The 19,107-nt window shown below is 28.6% G+C and carries 20 protein-coding genes, 10 tRNA genes and 1 rRNA gene; 20 read left to right on the forward strand and 11 right to left on the reverse strand.

What is annotated here, in order from left to right:
• The first annotated feature begins 182 nt into the window (after positions 1 to 182).
• From VBM91_RS02465 to VBM91_RS02520, 12 genes are all read left to right on the forward strand, one after another.
• Positions 183 to 259 (forward strand) — tRNA-Pro (locus VBM91_RS02465).
• Between the two features lie 7 nt (positions 260 to 266).
• Positions 267 to 343, forward strand: a tRNA-Ala gene (locus VBM91_RS02470).
• Between the two features lie 5 nt (positions 344 to 348).
• Positions 349 to 425, forward strand: a tRNA-Met gene (locus VBM91_RS02475).
• A 6-nt stretch (positions 426 to 431) separates the two neighbouring features.
• Positions 432 to 507: transfer RNA gene (locus tag VBM91_RS02480), tRNA-Ile, on the forward strand.
• Positions 508 to 510: 3 nt separating this feature from the next.
• Positions 511 to 603 (forward strand) — tRNA-Ser (locus VBM91_RS02485).
• A gap of 16 nt (positions 604 to 619) precedes the next feature.
• Positions 620 to 694: transfer RNA gene (locus VBM91_RS02490), tRNA-Met, on the forward strand.
• A gap of 4 nt (positions 695 to 698) precedes the next feature.
• A tRNA-Asp gene (locus tag VBM91_RS02495) sits at positions 699 to 775 on the forward strand.
• A 4-nt stretch (positions 776 to 779) separates the two neighbouring features.
• Positions 780 to 855: transfer RNA gene (locus VBM91_RS02500), tRNA-Phe, on the forward strand.
• Positions 856 to 960: 105 nt separating this feature from the next.
• The gene (ileS, locus tag VBM91_RS02505) at positions 961 to 3,642 is read left to right on the forward strand and encodes an isoleucine--tRNA ligase (RefSeq protein WP_323188734.1); all 2,682 of its coding nucleotides are present in this window, start codon (positions 961 to 963) and stop codon (positions 3,640 to 3,642) included.
• Between the two features lie 2 nt (positions 3,643 to 3,644).
• The gene (locus tag VBM91_RS02510; protein ID WP_323188735.1) at positions 3,645 to 4,313 is read left to right on the forward strand and encodes a signal peptidase II; all 669 of its coding nucleotides are present in this window, start codon (positions 3,645 to 3,647) and stop codon (positions 4,311 to 4,313) included.
• Between the two features lie 193 nt (positions 4,314 to 4,506).
• Positions 4,507 to 4,612, forward strand: a 5S ribosomal RNA gene (gene rrf, locus VBM91_RS02515).
• Positions 4,613 to 4,741: 129 nt separating this feature from the next.
• Complete coding sequence (locus VBM91_RS02520; protein ID WP_323188736.1) at positions 4,742 to 5,065, forward strand: thioredoxin family protein; 324 nt, start codon at positions 4,742 to 4,744, stop codon at positions 5,063 to 5,065.
• A gap of 8 nt (positions 5,066 to 5,073) precedes the next feature.
• Here VBM91_RS02520 and VBM91_RS02525 read toward each other — a convergent pair.
• A tRNA-Thr gene (locus VBM91_RS02525) sits at positions 5,074 to 5,149 on the reverse strand.
• 67 nt (positions 5,150 to 5,216) lie between these two features.
• Positions 5,217 to 6,575: a signal recognition particle protein gene (ffh, locus tag VBM91_RS02530; protein ID WP_323189184.1), complete on the reverse strand. Its 1,359-nt coding sequence runs from the start codon at positions 6,573 to 6,575 to the stop codon at positions 5,217 to 5,219.
• A gap of 105 nt (positions 6,576 to 6,680) precedes the next feature.
• Between ffh and VBM91_RS02535 the strand changes: the two genes are divergently transcribed.
• From VBM91_RS02535 to VBM91_RS02545, 3 genes are read left to right on the forward strand one after another with little or no spacing between them, the layout of a single operon-like run.
• Entirely contained in the window at positions 6,681 to 7,622 is a 942-nt protein-coding gene (locus VBM91_RS02535) for an RluA family pseudouridine synthase (RefSeq protein WP_323189185.1), read from the forward strand.
• Positions 7,615 to 8,565: a hypothetical protein gene (locus VBM91_RS02540; protein ID WP_323188739.1), complete on the forward strand. Its 951-nt coding sequence runs from the start codon at positions 7,615 to 7,617 to the stop codon at positions 8,563 to 8,565. The genes VBM91_RS02535 and VBM91_RS02540 overlap by 8 nt, the downstream gene beginning before the upstream one ends.
• Positions 8,566 to 8,589: 24 nt before the next feature.
• Positions 8,590 to 9,138, forward strand: a complete 549-nt coding sequence (locus tag VBM91_RS02545; RefSeq protein WP_323188740.1) for a SprT-like domain-containing protein — start codon at positions 8,590 to 8,592, stop codon at positions 9,136 to 9,138.
• 35 nt (positions 9,139 to 9,173) lie between these two features.
• On the opposite strand, the gene tyrS is transcribed toward VBM91_RS02545, so the two are convergent.
• Both tyrS and tapR read right to left on the reverse strand, forming a co-directional pair.
• Complete coding sequence (gene tyrS / locus VBM91_RS02550; protein WP_323188741.1) at positions 9,174 to 10,406, reverse strand: tyrosine--tRNA ligase; 1,233 nt, start codon at positions 10,404 to 10,406, stop codon at positions 9,174 to 9,176.
• 1 nt (position 10,407) lies between these two features.
• Positions 10,408 to 10,992: a TyrS-associated PheT N-terminal domain-related protein TapR gene (tapR, locus tag VBM91_RS02555; RefSeq protein ID WP_416234921.1), complete on the reverse strand. Its 585-nt coding sequence runs from the start codon at positions 10,990 to 10,992 to the stop codon at positions 10,408 to 10,410.
• 37 nt (positions 10,993 to 11,029) lie between these two features.
• Between tapR and VBM91_RS02560 the strand changes: the two genes are divergently transcribed.
• From VBM91_RS02560 to VBM91_RS02580, 5 genes are read left to right on the forward strand one after another with little or no spacing between them, the layout of a single operon-like run.
• Positions 11,030 to 11,881: a DegV family protein gene (locus VBM91_RS02560; RefSeq protein WP_323188743.1), complete on the forward strand. Its 852-nt coding sequence runs from the start codon at positions 11,030 to 11,032 to the stop codon at positions 11,879 to 11,881.
• A gap of 1 nt (position 11,882) precedes the next feature.
• Positions 11,883 to 12,278 (forward strand): tRNA (adenosine(37)-N6)-threonylcarbamoyltransferase complex ATPase subunit type 1 TsaE, encoded by a 396-nt coding sequence (tsaE, locus tag VBM91_RS02565; protein ID WP_323188744.1) that lies wholly within the window; start codon positions 11,883 to 11,885, stop codon positions 12,276 to 12,278.
• Positions 12,278 to 12,811 carry a tRNA (adenosine(37)-N6)-threonylcarbamoyltransferase complex dimerization subunit type 1 TsaB gene (gene tsaB, locus VBM91_RS02570; protein WP_323188745.1) on the forward strand — a complete coding sequence of 178 codons (534 nt, stop codon included), beginning with the start codon at positions 12,278 to 12,280 and terminating at the stop codon, positions 12,809 to 12,811. The genes tsaE and tsaB overlap by 1 nt, the downstream gene beginning before the upstream one ends.
• Positions 12,811 to 13,743, forward strand: a complete 933-nt coding sequence (tsaD, locus tag VBM91_RS02575) for a tRNA (adenosine(37)-N6)-threonylcarbamoyltransferase complex transferase subunit TsaD (RefSeq protein ID WP_323188746.1) — start codon at positions 12,811 to 12,813, stop codon at positions 13,741 to 13,743. Before tsaB ends, tsaD begins: the two co-directional genes overlap by 1 nt.
• 53 nt (positions 13,744 to 13,796) lie before the next feature.
• A complete protein-coding gene (locus VBM91_RS02580; protein ID WP_323177770.1) occupies positions 13,797 to 14,021 on the forward strand; it encodes a TM2 domain-containing protein in 225 nt (74 codons plus the stop codon).
• A gap of 143 nt (positions 14,022 to 14,164) precedes the next feature.
• Here VBM91_RS02580 and tig read toward each other — a convergent pair whose 3' ends face one another.
• The 7 genes from tig to VBM91_RS02615 form a co-directional block, all read right to left on the reverse strand.
• Positions 14,165 to 15,466: a trigger factor gene (tig, locus tag VBM91_RS02585; RefSeq protein ID WP_323188747.1), complete on the reverse strand. Its 1,302-nt coding sequence runs from the start codon at positions 15,464 to 15,466 to the stop codon at positions 14,165 to 14,167.
• Between the two features lie 88 nt (positions 15,467 to 15,554).
• Positions 15,555 to 16,550, reverse strand: coding sequence for an NAD(P)H-dependent glycerol-3-phosphate dehydrogenase (locus tag VBM91_RS02590; RefSeq protein WP_323188748.1), 996 nt, complete (start codon positions 16,548 to 16,550; stop codon positions 15,555 to 15,557).
• Between the two features lie 46 nt (positions 16,551 to 16,596).
• Positions 16,597 to 16,671 (reverse strand) — tRNA-Trp (locus VBM91_RS02595).
• A gap of 19 nt (positions 16,672 to 16,690) precedes the next feature.
• Complete coding sequence (locus VBM91_RS02600; RefSeq protein WP_257089230.1) at positions 16,691 to 16,912, reverse strand: acyl carrier protein; 222 nt, start codon at positions 16,910 to 16,912, stop codon at positions 16,691 to 16,693.
• Between the two features lie 14 nt (positions 16,913 to 16,926).
• Positions 16,927 to 17,385: an MHO_1590 family protein gene (locus VBM91_RS02605; protein ID WP_323189187.1), complete on the reverse strand. Its 459-nt coding sequence runs from the start codon at positions 17,383 to 17,385 to the stop codon at positions 16,927 to 16,929.
• Positions 17,345 to 18,574 carry an MHO_1580 family protein gene (locus tag VBM91_RS02610; protein WP_323188750.1) on the reverse strand — a complete coding sequence of 410 codons (1,230 nt, stop codon included), beginning with the start codon at positions 18,572 to 18,574 and terminating at the stop codon, positions 17,345 to 17,347. The genes VBM91_RS02605 and VBM91_RS02610 overlap by 41 nt, the downstream gene beginning before the upstream one ends.
• 4 nt (positions 18,575 to 18,578) lie before the next feature.
• Positions 18,579 to 19,034 (reverse strand): MG284/MPN403 family protein, encoded by a 456-nt coding sequence (locus tag VBM91_RS02615; RefSeq protein ID WP_323177776.1) that lies wholly within the window; start codon positions 19,032 to 19,034, stop codon positions 18,579 to 18,581.
• Between the last annotated feature and the right edge of the window lie 73 nt (positions 19,035 to 19,107).

Genomic DNA, 19,107 nt, shown 5'->3' on the forward strand with positions numbered 1-19,107 from the left:
GATAGGTTTAAAAGTATATTAAGATGTATTCAGACATTTTAATGAATTATTAAAAATAACTATTCAGTTTTCAAAGAATATTTGACACCTTTAATGGTGTTTTTTTTATTTTCAAAAAAATATAAAAAAAATTTCATAAAAATATTTTTTATATTATAATAATAACGCAACTAATGATTGTTGGAGAAGTAGCTCAGCTTGGTAGAGCACTACATTTGGGCTGTAGTGGTCGCAGGTTCAAATCCTGTCTTCTTCACCATTTATATGGGGGGTTAGCTCATTTGGCTAGAGCGCCTGCCTTGCACGCAGGAGGTGGTGGGTTCGAATCCCATACTCTCCACCATATATGGCACTGTAGCTCAGTTGGTTAGAGCATCCGGTTCATACCCGGAAGGTCAAGAGTTCGAATCTCTTCGGTGCTACCAAATTACGGACCTATAGCTCAACGGTTAGAGCAACCGGCTCATAACCGGTCGGTTACAGGTTCGAATCCTGTTAGGTCCACCATACGGGTGATTACCCAAGTCCGGCTGAAGGGACTAGTCTTGAAAACTAGCAGGGGCTTCACGGCCCGCGGGGGTTCGAATCCCTCATCACCCGCCAATAACAGGAGATACATAGCAGAGTGGAGCAGTGGTAGCTCGTCGGGCTCATAACCCGAAGGTCGAAAGTTCAATTCTTTCCTCTGCAACCAAAATGGTCCAGTGGTAAAGTGGTTTAATACGCCTCCCTGTCACGGAGGAGAACGCGGGTTCGATCCCCGTCTGGACCGCCATTATGGCCTTGTAGCTCAGTAGGTAGAGCAACAGATTGAAGCTCTGTGTGTCGCTGGTTCGATTCCTGCCGAGGCCACCAAAAATCCTCTAATTTGTTAACTTGTTAAGTTAGTAAATTAGAGGATTTTCTTATATAATTTAATTTATTTATAATTAATTTGTAATTTAACAACAGGGAGAAAATATGGACTTCAAAAAGACTTTAAATATGCCGCAAACAAGCTTTGAAATGAAAGCTAATTTAATCGAAAAAGAAAGTAAATATAGAGAAAAGTGATATCAAGATAACATATATCAAAGAATATTAGAAGAATATAAAGATAATATATCTTTCATTTTACATGATGGTCCACCATATGCTAATGGAGATTTACACGTAGGTCATGCTTTAAACAAAATCTTAAAAGATATAATTGTGAGATGAAAAACTTTAAATAAATATTATTCTCCATTTGTTCCTGGATGAGATACACATGGATTGCCTATTGAACATAAAATGCTTTCAGAAAGCAACCTTAAGAAAGAAGAAATTTCACCACTTGAGTTAAGAATTAAAGCGAAAGCTTATGCATTGGAACAAGTCGAAATTCAGAAAGAACAATTTAAACAATTACAACTTTTTTCAGATTTTAAAAAGTATTACATCACTTTAGATAAGAAATACGTAGCTAAACAATTAGAAGTCTTTTCTAAAATGATTTTAGATGGTTTAGTATATAAAGGACTTAAACCAATTTATTGATCTCCTACTTCACAAAGTGCTTTAGCAGAAGCTGAAGTTGAATATAAAGAAGTAAGAAGTCCATCATTATATTTAAAACTAAGAGTTGTAAGTAGTAACTTCGAAAAGATTCATAACGGTGATGATATTGTTGTTTGAACAACTACTCCATGGACGTTATTAGCTAACTCAGGAGCTGCTGTAGGGCTTAAAATCAAATACATTAGAGTTAAGGTTGAAAATGATACTCTAATTTTTTCAGAAGAATTATTTAAGAAATATGCTGAGAAGAATGAAATTTATGAATATGACATTCTAGATGAATTTTATGGGTATGAAGTTCTTGGTAAAAATATTTTATATTTCACACCAATCACTCGTTTATTAGCTCCGTTAGTTGTTGGTCATCATGTTACTGAAGAATCTGGTACAGGTATTGTTCATATTGCTCCAATGTTCGGAGAAGACGACTTTTTAATTGGGCAAAGATTTAATTTAGAAAAAATTATGCACGTTGCTGATGATGGAACTATCTTTGGAACAGGTACTGATTTTGATGGTTTATTTTATGATAGTGCAAACAAACCTATTGTTGAGTTTTTAGATGATAGAGTTATGAAATTGGAGTTTATGAAGCACTCATATCCACACGATTGAAGAACTCACAAACCAATTATTTATAGAGGTACACCTCAATGATTTGTTTCTATTGATAAAATTAGAAGAGACATTTTAGAAAATATTGAAACAAAAGTTTCGACATACCCTGAATGAGCTAAAACAAGATTAAGAAATATGATCGCAGAAAGAGGTGATTGAACTATTTCAAGACAAAGAACTTGAGGTGTTCCAATCATTATCTTTTATGATGAACATAAAAACCCTGTAATTGATAAAGAACAATTTGATTTCACAATTAATCAAGTTTTAGAGCACGATATCAATATCTGATGAGAATGAGATACACAAGACTTATTACATCCAAAATACAAAGGTAGAGAATTTACAAGAGAAATGGATATCATGGATGTTTGATTTGATTCTGGTGTTTCATTTACTGCTGTTGATATTGATGAGCGTCACAAGGCTCCATATGACTTATATTTAGAGGGAATTGACCAATACAGAGGTTGATTTAACTCATCTATCATTAACTCAGTTGCATATCAAAAAACAGCTCCATATAAGCAAATTGTTTCACACGGTTTTGTTTTAGATAAGAATGGTAACAAGATGTCAAAATCATTAGGAAATGTAATTAAACCTATTGATGTTGTTAAAAAACGTGGTGCAGATATATTAAGATTATGAGCAGCTAATAGTGAATATACAAATGATGTAAATATTTCAGACGATATCCTTGATCAAAATACTGAAATCTATAGAAAAATCAGAAATACTATCAGATTTATGTTAGGTAATTTATCCGGTTTTGAATATGATTCTAATATTCAAAAAACAGGTGTTCATGCACTTATTTCAGAGCAATTAAATGAATTAAAATTAAACATTAAAAAAGCTTATGATGAATATAAATTCATTAATGTTGTTAAATTACTAAATAACTATATTGTCGACTTATCTGGATTCTATTTATCAATTACTAAAGACATCCTTTATATAAGAAAATCAAACGATCCAGAAAGATTAATGGTTCAATCAAACTTATATGAAATCGTAGACTTTATTATTAAAGCAATTGCTCCTATTTTACCTACAACAGCTGAAGAAGCATACGAACACTTTAATAAAGCTACAAAGTATGACTCAATAATGTTTGATGCATTTGATTTTAATAATGTTGCAGTTAATAAATCATTAATTGAACAATTTGATGAATTCTTCCAATTACGTGCTGAAGTAAATGCTAAAGTTGATAACTTAATTAAAGAAGGTACAATTAAGAGAATTAATGAAGTATATGTTAAATTACCAAATTCATTATCAGACTTTATCAAATCACTTGATTTAAAAACTTTATTAATGGTAGGTAAAGTATCATTTGAATCAAATAATGAATTAGAAATTGCAACATTTGATTCTGAAAAATGTCAAAGATGCTGAAATCATTTTGAAAAATCAGAGATGATAGATAATTTATGTAATACATGTTATGAAATTGTAAAAGATTGGGAAGATAAATAATTATGAATAATCAAGAACAACAAAATAAAACTTTTGAAACTAAAGTAGTTGAACATTTCAAAGTAAATTGAAAATCAATTTTAACTGCATATGTAATATTATTCATTGCTTTTGCAATTTTCTTAACAATAGACCAACTAACAAAAACTTTTCTATTTAAACATGGTGATGTTTTAAGATTAAGACCAGATGGGCAAGCTCCTTTACCAGATGGAACATACATTTTCCCTGAAAATATTTATCCATCAAATTCTGGTGAATGACAAAATTTTGGTTTATTTGGAATTAGATCTATTTGACATAAAGGTGTCACATTTCTTAAGACAACTAATATTGCTTTAATTCAAGGATTAAGCTTTATGGTGGCTGCATTTATCCTAATATTGCCTTTATTCTTCACTAAGAATTCTTTATACTATTCAATCCCATTAGGTATCTTACTAGCAGGTGATTTTGGAAATGCGTTAGATAGAATTTTATTTAACGGTTATGTAAAAGATATGCTTTACTTACCTTGAGCAGATAAAGGTACATTCAATCTAGCTGATACATTCGTATTTGTTGGTATTATACTTTTCATTATCATTTCAATTATAATGTGAATTAAAGAAGCGCGTGAAGAAGATAAAGGTTTAGAATACGAAGCTAACATTTATATACGTAATAAATAATTAAGTAATTAGATAAACATCTCAACATTGTTGAGATGTTTTTATTCTACTAATTTTGTAAATTCATAGTGTTAAATTTAGTTTCCTAACCAATGAATGTAAGTGGCGAAATTTATGTTTCATTGGAGATCAAAATTTTTTAGAAAAAAATTTAAAAAATGTTTTTGTTTTTATTTATCAGTGCTATAATATTCACAGTGGTTATAGCAAAGGGGATCACCTGAATCCATTCCGAACTCAGTAGTTAAGCCCTTTAGTGCCGAAGATAGCTTTACAGTGAAAATAGGGAGCCGCTGCTTTTTTATACCTTTTTTTAAAAACTGTTATATTAAAAGCAGTAAAAAGTTCAAATTTCATAAAAAATAAGTGCTAAAAAGCACTTTTTTATTTTTTGGTATAATAATTACATATTGTTTAAGGGGGCGAAAATGATTCACAATGATTTAACAAAACAAGATGTTTTTTCACTTTTAGATAATTCAAAAGGTGTGAAACTTTTAGTATTTTATGCAGACTGATGTGGCCCATGTAAAATGTTATATGCAAACACATTAACTGAATTAGACCAAAAAGATAATGCCGAAATATTAAGAGTTAATATTGATAAAAACAGAGATTTTGCAAGAGAGATGAATATTACAAGTATTCCATATATTCAAATTTATAAGGATGCAAAATATGTAACTGCACTTTCAGGATATTTACCATATTCAGAATTAAAATCTGTTTTAGACAAAGTATCAAAAGAGTAATAAAAAAATGGTGCCAACAACTGGACTCGAACCAGCGACCCCTTCCTTACCATGGAAGTGCTCTGCCTGCTGAGCTATGATGGCACAATTTAATAAGTTAATTTTATCAATAAAATTAAAAAAGCAACATAATTAAATGTTGCTTTTTATTTTAGAATAATCCTCCAAGACCACCTAAACCACTTGTTCCACCATTTTTGAATTTATTAGCCATATCAACTATTCTTTTTTGCATTGATTCAAACTCATTAAGTAGTTTATTGTATTCTTGGACACTTCTTCCTGAACCTTTTAAAATTCTTTCTTTTCTAGATGCTTGTTTTAAAAGTTTAGGATTTTTTCTTTCTTTCTTGGTCATTGAAGACATTAAGATTTGGTAAAGTTGCATTTTTTCTTCAGCTTTATCTAAGTCTTCTTCATTAATTTTATTTGATAAAGAACCAGGAAGCATTTTAAGTAATTTTGAGAATTTACCTAATTTCTTCATTTGCTTAATTTGATCCATTAAATCATCAAGGTCAAATTTACCTGAAAAAATTCTTTCAACCATATTTTTTGCTTTATCTTCATCGATGTTGTCTTGCGCATGTTCGATAAGTGATAAAACATCACCCATCCCGAGAATTCTATCAGCCATACGGTTAGGGTGAAATAAATCAATATTAGATGTTTTTTCACCTGTACCAATAAATCTGATAGGAACATTTAGCACTTGACGTAAGCTTAATGCGGCTCCACCACGCGCATCTGAATCAAGTTTTGTAATAATTAAACCTGATAAGCTTAAGTTATCATTGAATGCTTGAGCAACATTAACAATGTCTTGACCAGACATAGCATCAGCAACAAAGAATATTTCAGATGGATGAGCAATTTGTTTAATGTTTTTAAGCTCTTGCATTAACTTCTCATCAATTGATAAACGACCGGCTGTATCGATAATAATTAAGTCATTTTTATTAGCATCAGCTTGTTTTAATGCATTAGTTACAATTTCTTCTGCAGGAACTTCAACACCTTGCTCATAGTAATCAACTTGAATACTCTTTGCTAAAGTTACTAATTGTTGCACAGCAGCTGGACGATAAATGTCAGCTGCAACAACAAGTGGATTATTTACGAATTTTTTCTTTCTAAGATAGTAAGCAATTTTAGCTGTTGCTGTAGTTTTCCCTGAACCTTGAAGTCCACACATCATAATGATATAAGGTTTTTTTGTGATTGAAATTTCTCTAGTTTTTCCACCTAAAATATTTACAAGTTCATCGTGAAAAATTTTAATCATTTGTTGTGATGGATTTAATTTACCTATAATTTCAGATTCTAAAGCCTTTGCTTTAACATTATTAATAAACTCTTTAACAACTCTTAAGTTAACGTCAGCTTCAAGAAGTGCTAATTTTACGTCTTTAGTTACTTCTAGAATATCAGCTTCATTTAGAGTTGTTTTTTTTGACATTTTTGCAATACTTTTTTGTATTCTTTTCTCTAAAAAATCTAACATAGTCATATTATAACATTAAAAACTTTTTATATAGTTTTCTCAAGCGTACTAATAAATAAATATTTATTAGTAAATACAAATAAAATCTATAAAAAATATATAATTGAATTTATGATTGAATTAGTAGTTAAATATCCTGAAAGAATTGATAAATATATTTCAAATAATACTGAAATATCACGTAATGATATTAAGCAACTTATTGATGAGAGAGTTGTAACAGTTGATGATGTTTTGGTTAATAAACCTAAATTTATGGTTAGAGAAGGTCAAGTAATTAAAATTTCAAGAGTACTTGATAAGGAAATTAAAGTAGTTCCTAAACAAATGGATTTAGATATTGTTTATGATGATGAATATTTATGTGTTATTAATAAACCGACTGGCATGACAGTTCACCCAGCTCCAGGTCATTATGAAGACACTTTAGTAAATGGACTTTTATATCATTTTAAAAATAATTTATCAGATCAGAATGGACTGCTTAGACCAGGTATTGTTCATAGAATTGACAAAGACACAAGCGGTTTATTAGTTATCGCAAAAACCAATGAGGTTCATAATAAACTTTCTGAGTTATTTGCTACTCACGAAATTAAGCGTTCATATTTAGCAATTTGTGATGGAGTATTAGAAAGTAAAAAACTTAAATTAGTATTACCTATTGGTAGAAATGCCAAAGATAGACTTAAAATGGAAGTGACTGATATTAATGCTAAACCAGCAACTACTCACGCTACTTTATTAAAAACATTTTACATTGATAACTTACCTAAATCACTTGTAAAATGCGAACTTGAGACAGGAAGAACACATCAAATCAGAGTGCATATGGCATATATTAAAAATCCAATTTATGGAGATCCAGTTTACAACAAGTATGTTGATGAAAATGGACAAAGATTACACGCTTATAAATTAGAATTACATCATCCTATGACTGGAAAAGAAATGGTGTTTTATTCAAAACCACCACACGACTTTGATGTAGCTGATTTTAATTTCGATGAATTTATAAAAGAAGATGAAATAAAGGAGGTATTGAATGCTTAAATGAAATTTAAGAGATTTTCTAAAATATCGTAAAGCAGATGAATTGTATGAAAAAGGACAAAAAACATTTGCTAGTTGAGTTTGACTTTTATTTGCTTCAATCACATTAATTGCTGCATTAACATTGGCCGGCTTCTTAATTGTGACAATTGGCCACAACACATTTTTAAAACCTGACACCACAAATTTATCATCTGATGATGTAATTAAAGTCATAAACGAAAGTAAAAGTTTATTTATTTTCTACATAATAAATCAAATTTTTTACATAATTATTTTTTGTGCTGCTGCAATTGTGATAATTATTTCTTTTATCAAAGTTCGTAAGGAAAAAACTTATCTTAATTTCAATAGATGACCAATCCTATTGTCAACAATTGTAGGACTATTCAGTGTTTTCACATTATTCAAGTACATTTTTAACGGAACATTTAATCAACCAGGTTTACCAAATATTGTAATTGCAATTGTTGTTATTGATGTTGTTACAACTATATTAACAATTGTTAACTGATTAATTCCTGCTAAAAAAGTTGTATTTATTATTAAGATGTTCTACTCAATTAAAATGGAAGAAGAAACACTTGCTATGGCCGCTAAAATGCAAGAGTTATTCAAAAATAACCCAAATGGTATTTCTGATTTATTTTCAGGATTTGCTAATGGTGCAAACTTAAATGATATTTTCAAAAATCAAAATAAAGCAGCAGATGCTACTGATTCAGAAAAGAAAGATTTATCAGAAGAAGAAAAAATTCAAGCAGATGTTCAAAAAGAAACTGCAATCAAAAAACTTTTAGAAATTCCAAATGAGCAATTATTCAAAATGGCTGAATTATTAGGTATCAGTGGATATCAAGAAATGCCTAAAGATAAATTAGCTGAACTAATTTTTAATTACACAAAACAAGCTAATGAGGAACATAATAAAGAAAATGCTTAATAGGCATTTTCTTTATCTTTAATTATGGTTTATACACACAAATTACTTGCTGAAAATGAAATTTCAGTTGATAAAGATTGATTTGTTTTATTAGGAGAAAGATACACTTATAAATTGCTTCCTAATAATTATCTTTACATATTTGACTCAAGTCAAAAAGTAGCAAAATCACTACGTTGTAGGTCTGAAAGAAGAATAAAACCATTATTATTGGAGTTTGCAAGAGAGAAAATTTCAATAATTATTCAGAAATACTTTGATGAATATTCACAAACAATGAACATTGATAAAAAGTGAAGATGGGAGCTAAAAAACTCAAAATCATATTGAGGAAGATGTGTAATTAGATCATCAGATCCCAAAAAACAATTTTTAATAATGTTCAACGAGAGATTGTATTTAATCGATGAATATTTTATTAAAGAAACTGTGGTTCACGAATTATTGCATGCAGTAGGTTTTATTAAACACGATAAAACTTTTAAAAAAGAATTAGTTCGTTATTTACCTGATTTAAAAGAAAAGATTGAAGCTCATTATCATCCAATTTTGAGCAGAACTTCAAAGGTATAAGAAAATTCTCATCAACCGATGAGAATTTTTCATTTCTATTTAATTTTGATTAAGTAAATATTTTTCTTACCAACGTGAAGAAGTGCGAATTTGTTATTTCATAAACTTGAATTTAAAACGCTGTCTTCATTTACTGGTTCTAAATTGAGCTTAATTGAATTATTTGTAATAAACTCTCTAGCTTCACGTTTTGATTTAATAATGTTATTTTCAATAAGTTGATTAATTAAATTTTGGTCTTTAACTAATTCAAAATGGTTAATATCTTCATAAATATCAGATATTTCTTCTGTTGAATAATTTGATAAATCTAAATTTTTATTAAACAATATTTCTGAAATTAATTTTGCTTTTTTAGCTTCAGCACTTGAGTGAACGTCGGAAATAACTGCATAAGCAAGCTCTTTTTGAGCATATCTTAATGAAGGTTGCTCTTTATGTTTTTCAATAATTTGTTCAATTTGCTCTAATGGTAAAAATGTTAATCATTTAAGTAATTTTTCAACTTCGCTATCAGGTTGATTTAACAAGAATTGATACATAACAAATGGTTTTGTTTTTGATGCATCTAATCATAAACTACCACCACCTGTTGATTTACCAAATTTGTTTCCATTTGCATCAGTTAATAAGTTAGCTGTAATTGCGACTGCTTTATGATCGTTTCCGTGCAATGTAGAAATCATATCTAAACCGGTTGTGATATTTCCTCATTGATCTGAACCACCGAATTGAATGCAAATATTTCTATCTTTGTATAAAGTAGCAAAGTCCCAACCTTGAATTAATTGGTAAGTGAATTCGGTAAAACTTAATCCTTTTTCAATTCTAGAAGCAACTGAATCTTTAGCAAGCATATATGAAATATTTACTAATTTACCTACAGATCTAAGGAATTCTAAAATATTCATATCTTTGTAAAAATCATAGTTATCTACAACAGTTAAACCGTATGATTCAAGCTGTGCCTTAATTTTATTTTTATTTTCTAGAACAGTAACATCATCAAGAAGTTGTCTTTCAGAATCTTTGAAAGAAGGATCACCGATCATTCCTGTAGCTCCACCTAGGATTGCATAAGTTGTAAAACCTGCTTGTTTAAATCTTAATAAGTTAGCTATTTGAATGTAATTTCCTAAGTGTAAACTTGTTGCTGTTGGGTCAAAACCACAGTAAACTCCAACACCTTCTGGAAGTGAGTTGAATTTTTCCTCATTACTAATGGCCTTTAAAATACCACGGTTTCTTAATTCTTTAAGTACATTCATTTTAAAAATCAAAATCCTTTCCAATTTGTTCGCTTGTTCCGAAAATTAATCCTTCTCTATCGATTCCTAAAGTTCTGTATCCTGATAGCATTCCGTAACTTTTTACATTAAGCATTTGGCCTTCTAAGACTTCTAGACCACTAAAAACAGTTGTTCCTGGTAATGATAAAACAACAACTTTACCTTCTTGAGAATCTAATGTGTTTGTAACTAATTGAATATGTTCATTTGTTTCTTTATTAATTAAAACTTCTAGAACAAATAACTTCTCACTTTTAGGGTGTTTTTCTCTTTTTGTAATTAAACCATAAATGATTTTAGGTTCATTTTCTAAAGCAAAACCGTTTTTAACTAAAACTGAAGATAATTTTGCAATTTGTTCTGCATTTAATGCGCCAAATTTTGAACTAGGTTTAATATCAAGAAGCTTATTATCAAGTAAATTTATAGAATGTATTTTCTTATTATCATCTGAAAAAATAATCATATTATCAAGTTGTATTTGTTGAGTTTTCAAAACTCTACTATCAACAAAAATAATAGATACATTTGAGAATGATTTATCCAAATTATTAAACAATATCATAAACAAAATTATACATAAATTTAATATAATTGAATTTATGAAAAAGGTAGCTATAGTAGTAGATTCAGCTTCAGGATTAAATAAAAAACAAGCTGAAGATTTAGGATGATTTTATCTTCCTTTAAGAATTGAATTAGATGGAAAAACATACAATGATGGTATCGATTTAACACCAGAAGATTTTTTCACTTACTTTAATTTAGATACAAAAACCTATAGAACTTCTGCAACACCAATCGGGATAGCAGAAGATTTAATTAGTGAGTTATCAAAAACACACGATTATGTTGTTGTTTTCCCTATTTCAAAACATTTATCAAGTCAATATCAAAACTTAAAGGCTCTCGAATCATCATATCCAAAATTAAGAGTTATTGAGTCAATTTTTGTTGCATCATTAATCACACTTCAAGTTTGAGATTTTGTTGAATTAATCAAAAATGGAACTGATGTTGATGAAGCAATTAGAGAAATTGAACAATGAGATGAGAGACAAAAAGTTTCAATTTTTCCTAAACACAATGAATACTTATTAAAAGGAGGAAGATTAACACCTGCTGCAGCTGTTGTTGCTAGATTGCTTAGAATCATTCCTATCGTAAGTTTCTATAAAGGGAAATTAGAAAAAGAAGGAAAAGGTTTAGTATTCTTAAAAACAATTTACAAGAATATTGATACTAAATTAAAGGATAACGATAAAGATATCTTAATTATCCATTCAAATTCAGGTGACTTAAAAGATGTTGTTGATTATATAAAAAGCAAGGGAAAAAATAGAGTTTTCACAGCATTATTACCTAACTGTATTTCGGTTCATACAGGACCTGAAACTATTGTTGTAGTTCAATTATCTAAAAACTTAACTGAAGAAAAAATTAGTACATTATAGAATGCTAAAAAAAATCGTTTGTTCTAGTCTGCAAGACTTAGAACTTTTTATAAATCAAAATTTTGAACTATTTAAAGAGAAACAATTTTTATTATTATCAGGTGATTTAGGAGCTGGAAAAACTACTTTCACTAAATTATTAGGTAAAAAAATAGGTATAAAAGAGAAGATTACATCACCAAGTTTTTCATATATGAAAAACTATGATGGTCTAATTCATATTGATCTATACAACTTTAAATCTTCAATTGATGAGTTTGAAGATTATTTTGATGATAATTTAGTTGTTATTGAATGAGCGAACTTGCAAAATTTAGATTTTACACATTATGTAAAAATTAATGCATATATTAATGAAGATGAAAAACATGTTTTTGAAATTATAGAGGTTAAATAATGAATGTTTATTTAGATACAGCAACAGAGGACTTTGTTTTAGTTTTATTTGATAAAGATTTCAATGTTGTTGACTTTGTTTTATTAGAAGGTTATAAGAAAAAAGTTCAGTTAATAACTGAACAATTTCAACTGTTATTGAGCAAAAATAATTTAACAGTAGATAAAATTAATAACTTTTATATAAACAAGGGACCAGGTTTTTTCACTGGTGTAAGAAGTTCTTTAGTTTACTTTAGAACTTTTGCTCTTTTATTTAAAAAATCTCTCTTTACAATTAATACATTTGAAATTTTAGAAACATTAAGTCCTAATAAAGAAAACTTCTATATAGATGCACAAGGTTCAAAAGTATATTTTTATGATAAAAACACCATTCAAATAGTTGAAAAGGATTCAATCGAAGTTGACAAAGTAGATTATAAAAAGATGATTGATAGCTTCAATGATTTTAAAGATAAATTCAAAGAAGAAAACACTATGAGCGTAGAACCTTTATATATTAAACAACCTCAAATTGGAGGTGTAAATTAATGAGAATTTTAGGTATTGAAACTTCCCATGATGACACATCTTTAGCAGTTTTAGAAGATGGAAAAGTTTTAGATTTATGAACTATTTCACAAATTGATATTTTTAAAGAGTTCGGAGGAACAATTCCTGAAATAGCTTCACGTGAGCATGTTAAAAATATTGCGCTTATTCAGGAATTAATATTGCAAAAATATGATCCAAATTCTTTTGATTATATCGCTTACACGAAAGAACCTGGTTTAATAGGAACGCTACAAGTTGGTTATTTATTTGCAAGTGCTTTTGCACTAGCAATAAATAAACCTTTAGTACCTGTCAATCACCTTGTTGGTCACTTTTTATCAGCCACATTGACTAACGAAATTGCATTCCCTGCATTATGTTTATTAGTTTCTGGTGGACATACGCAATTAATTTATGTTAAAGATGTAGATGATTTGGAAATCATCGGAGAGACACTTGATGATGCTGTTGGAGAAGCTTTCGATAAGGTTTCTTCAAGATTAGGTCTAGGTTTTCCTGGTGGACCAATTATTGATAATCTTTTCAAAGAATATGATGGTGAATTTACAAAATTAACATTTCCACACACAGATAATGAATTAGATTTTTCATTTAGCGGTCTTAAAACACAAGTTTTAAATAAAGTTAACAAAGCTCAAATGAAAAATGAAGAACTTAACAAGGAACAACTTGCTGTTTCTTTTCAAAAAACAGCTATTGACTACTTGATTAGTAAAACTAAAGCAGCATTAGAGAAATATGATGTTAAAACTTTAGTTTTAGGCGGTGGAGTTTCTGCTAACTCTTATCTAAGAGAAGAATTTTGTAAATTACATAAAAACACTATTGTTCCATCATTAAAATATGCAACAGATAATGGTGCTATGATAGCTCAAGTTGCCTATCTATCTTTTTCCCGAAAAAAATAAAAAAACTTTTAAATAATTTATAATTAAATTGACAGATTAATTAGGAGGCATTTATGAATTCAGTATCACCAAAAAGCAGATTAGTTTTAACTTTATTATCATTCTTCTTAGGAGCATTTGGAGTAGATAGATTCTATGCCGGAAGAATCGGATTAGGTTTATTAAAACTTTTAGTAGGATGATGAATTTCAGTTGGAATTTGACCGGTTGTTGACTTCATTTTAGCTGTTTGTGGAAAACAAAAAGATGCAAATGGTAACGAAATTTCAAAATGATAATTTAGTTATTGCTAATTAAAATTATGTTTTTTTAAAATGAACAATATAAGTTGTTCATTTTTTAATTTACTTTTTTTATAGTGAACAAGGCATAAAAAAACTAACTCAAATTATTTAAATGAGTTAGTTAATCATTAAAAGTATTATTTTGTAATTTTTGTAAAGTCACTTTCTAAGTTAGCTGCGGCTTCTGAGTTTACGTCAGCTAAAATTAATGACATTCTTAATGCTGAGATAATTAAGTTGTTTGCTACAGATTTATTAAATCCAAACGCTTCAATTTTTGATGTAAATTCTGCGATTTGCTCTGCTGAAGCATTAACTGGATATTTAGCAACTCAGTATTGAATAGCTTTAGCGTTTTCAACATCTTTTGTAGCTTGTTTCACAAATTCTTGTTCTAAATCAGCTTCTGATGATTTGATTAATTGTAAGTACTCAGTTTTCTTCATTCCAAATTGTTTTAATTGTTTTTCGAATTCAGATTTTAATAATCCAAGTCTTTCTTCCATGAATGATGGATGCAAGTTAACTTTTGCTAATTTGATTGTTTGTTCAATTAATGAAAGGTAGAATGAATCAACGTTTGAGAAGAATTTTTTAATGAAAACATTGTTTTTAAGTTCTTTTTCAAGTGATTTAAGATCTGTGATTTTTGGATCACCAAGTAATTTAACATTTTCATCTGTAAATTCGAATAATTTCAATCTCTTTATTGAGTTAATTGAAACTTGGAATACTGATTCTTTGTTTTGGTATTCTTTAACGAAGTAGTCAGCAGGGAATGTAACAACTACATCACCTTTTCATCCTACTGATTTACCAACAAGTTGATCTTCAAATCCTGGAATAAATGTTTTTGAGCCTAATTTTAAATCATAGTTTTCAGCTTCTCCACCTTCAAATGGTGTGTTGTCAATAAATCCTTTGAAGTTAATGTTAACTGTGTCTCCAAGTTTTGTTTTAGCTTTTTTATCTGTAATTTCTTCATTAACAGATAATTTTTCTTGGATATCTTTCTTCATGTCATCAACATCTTTTTTAGCTACTTTAATTGATTTGTAGTCTAATTTTAATTTTTTAGGATCTACTGCAAAATCTGGTTCTTCAACAAAAATGTAAACTAAATAAAGATCTTCACCATCTTTTTGTAAGTCTAACATTGGGTATCTAGCTGCTTTAATTTTGTTTTTTGCAGCATATTCAAAAACAGCTGGAAGATTTTCATTGCTAAATGAGTTAACTGTATCAGTAAATGCAGCTCTGTGGTCTACATATTTTTCGATTTCAGCTTTAGGAGCTTTTCCTGGTCTGTAACCTTTAACTTTAACTTTTTTAGCTAATTTGTCTGTAAATTCTTTTAATTTTTTATCAAAATCTGCTTGATTAATTTTAACTTTAACAACAACTTCTGATTTTTTCTTATCTTTTGTATGTGTAATCATGGTTACCTCCAATATTATTAATAAATTAATAATATTTTACACTATATTAAAAATTAAGGGTGTAAAAAATAAACATGCGAGAGCACGTTTAAATTATTGAATCTAAAATGACTTTTGGGTCTTTGTTATTGAATAAAACATCGATAATTCCTTGTAAAAACGGAATATCTTTAATGTTATATTCTTCAATTATTTTTTGTAATGTTATTGCTGTATCGTAACCTTCGGTAGTTACGTTTTGTGTTGCTAAAGCTTCGCTAACACCTACTTTTGCAACATTAATACCAAAACTAAAGTTTCTACTTGTAGGTGATGAACATGTTAAGAAAATATCCCCCATAGCTGCAAAATTGTAACCAATTGTATCTTCCTCATTAGGGAACATAGTTTTATATATTTTAAATATTTCATAAGTCCCTAATGTAAGGAGTCCAGCGTGTGAATTTTGACCCGGATATAAAACTGATGACATTCCTAATCCAATAGCTAAAACATTTTTAAGAGCAGCAAAGACCTCAGCGCCTTTAATATCATCATATGGTTTTACATAAAAATGTGAATTATTAAAGCATTGAGCAACTTCTTGGTTGAATTTTGAATTTATCCCCACAATGTTAACCATTGTAAGTTTTCCTTCAAAAACTTCAATGGCAAATGATGGCCCCATAATTGACGCAAGATTTTCAAGATTATTATCAAATGCAGAAGTTATATAGTCAGAAAAGAATTGTTTTGTTTCAGGTTCAAGACCTTTTGATAAGTTGATAATGCTAATTTTTTTGTTTCCAAGTACTTTGGCTGATTGTCTTAAAATTACACCAACTGCAACTGATGGAACAGCTAGGATAACTGTGTCTACATTTTCATAAAAGTAACCTAAATCATTTGTTGCTGAAATAAGATTAGAGTTTTTAAATGGAATCTCACCAAAAAATTTGCGATTATATCCATCGTTAATATCACTAATTTCTTGTGCATTAATTCCATACATCATTACTGGAAAATTATTCTCAATTAAAATATTTGCTAATGCAGAACCGAATGCTCCAGTCCCTAGCACACCGAATTTAATTTTTTCTTTCATATTACTAATTTTACTTTATTTAATATAAAAAAAGAGTATAAAAAAATGGCAGGAGTAGCAGGATTCGAACCCACAACACACGGGGTTGAAGCCCGTTGTTCTACCGTTGAACTATACTCCTAAGCCATCTATATTATATATTATTTATCTAAAATCCTAATAACATCTTTAACTGTTTTTACATCTCTCAATTCATCGTCAGAAATTGTAATTCCTAATCTTTCTTCAGCATCAAAAATTAATTCAGCTAGATCAAGAGAGTCAACTCCAAGTTCTCTAATATTAGAGTCTTCTGTGATGTTTTTGTTTTTAGATATTTTTTTAAGTTCACTAAAAACTAAGTCTTTAATATTTGAATTCATAGGTTAATTATATATTATTTAAGCTCTATTAAGTAAGTTTTAGTTTTTACTTTGTCTTCATTAATGTGCTTCATATAAATAAAAATTTGATTTTTATTGATAATTTTATAATCAAACAAAATTGAACCATATTTTGTCGGAAACCTTCTGATTACGTCGTGAATTACAGATTTAACAATGTCTTCATCGATGTATTTAAATCCATATTCATCAACTTTTACAAATTTTTCAAAATATTTAGCCTCTAACGTAGGGAAAAATCAGGAATTCTCATCTTCTTCGTAATTGTAATAATTTTTGATTTTATCATCAATTCTTTTTCGTCTTTTGCCAGGAACTTCTTCAAACTGTTTTCTATTATGTGATAAGTTTCTATGTAGAAAGTATGCGCCAGTCCCTATTAAACCACCGGCAACACAAATAAGTACAACTTTACTGATTTTTTTGATTAAGTCTTTTCTTTGTCTGTTCATCTAAAATGAACTCATTGAAGTTGAAAAATTCTTCTTTAATTATTTTGATTGAATCCTTTAAGTCAATTACGAAGCGATATGTAACTTTAGGATTGTCATCATCAAAATAAGTAATTTTCAGTCTTTTATCCGCATTACTTTCGTAAAGTTGTGTGGGCTCGATATCAAAAGTTTTGATGAAATCAAAATTGAAATAAGGTGTGGAAATTGGAAATTTGAAAGTTAATAGACCACTATATTGATATGGAATTTTTAAGGATTTACTAGGTATTAAACCTGGAATTTTGTTAATTGTCACATCTGATTCATTAGTAGTTAAATAGTCATCTATCCTTACTACCTTGTGATAACAGTTGTTTTCAATTAGTCCAGAATGATAAACATTATCGTCATTTTCCTTTTCTAAATGCAAGTTAATTTTTTCATTTTTGGATAAGAAATTATTTATATGAACTTCATTGACATTAATTTGCATATCTGTATTTTTATTATTTTCTCCAGGCATCAAATTATCTTTTTTATCATTAAATTGTGTAATTTTCAATAAATTCGTGAATTGATTTGTATTATTAATTTTTGGTAATTCTAAAATGATATTGTGATAGTACTTTTTAGTTCAGTAAGTTGAATTTTCCGAAAAATTAAAAACATATGAGTAAGGTATTTTGATTTTAAATAATAAATTTTGTGGAGATATTTGTCGTGAATTCTTAATTTCATTCCCAAAAATTACCTGATATTCCTTAAATAATTCTTCCTCAATTCCCAGAACTTTGGATGTAAATGTAAACCTAATGAAGATTGAATTTAATTTATTGAATGGCGTATCTAACTCAATGAAATTCAGTCTCTTGAAATTACTAAGACCAAAATCGTCAGTACTAAATTCAGCCTTTTGTTCCTTATTAACAAAAACATAAGCTTTAATAGTAAATTTATTGTTTAAAATGTTTAGATTAAATCTTCTTTTTAGAAGGTATCTAAGAGCTTCAGTAAATGGTGTATTGATTTTATCTTTGAATCCAAAACTGATATCTGTATATCCATTTGATAAAATTCTATCTATACTAATAATAAATGGTAAATCAAAATTACTTAAATCAAAATTTCCTAGATTTCCACCATTTAATATGTTTACTTTGAAGTCTCTTTGTTCAACAATATAAGTATCCTGATTGTGTATGGACACAATGTTATACATAGTTAAAGTAGATTTCTATAAACTCTTTGATAGCATCTCGTTTTCTCTTGTAGAATGTGGTCTTTGAGAAATAATCAGTATATCATTCCTTATTGTATCTTGTTTCTTCATCGCAATACATTTTGTTGATTATTCAAGAATTTTGAATTTTCATCAATGATAAAACTAATCCGACTAATGAAGAGTCATTTTTGAGTTTGTTAGTTTCAATCTCGAGTTGTTTAGAAACCTCAGGATCATTTTTGTGTCTTAAAATAGTTTCTAAATTAACTATTTTACTTTTAAGATTTTTAATAAAGATATCTCTTAATTTAAATATATTATTGACTACTGCGCACTCTTGAGCATATAATGCTTTTTCTTGTGCTTCGGTTAATAGATTTTGTTGCATGTTTTCTCCGTTTAATAAATTTATATATGTAATCATTTTTTGAATATTTTTGGCCATATTTTTCCTCCTTTCACACTTATTTTGTAAAAAAATTATCGATTTTGAACAAAAAAATACTAAAAAAGAACAA

It is taken from the genome of Mycoplasma sp. 2248, assembly GCF_034863245.1.
Taxonomy (GTDB): Bacteria; Bacillota_I; Bacilli_A; order Mycoplasmatales; family Metamycoplasmataceae; genus Mycoplasmopsis.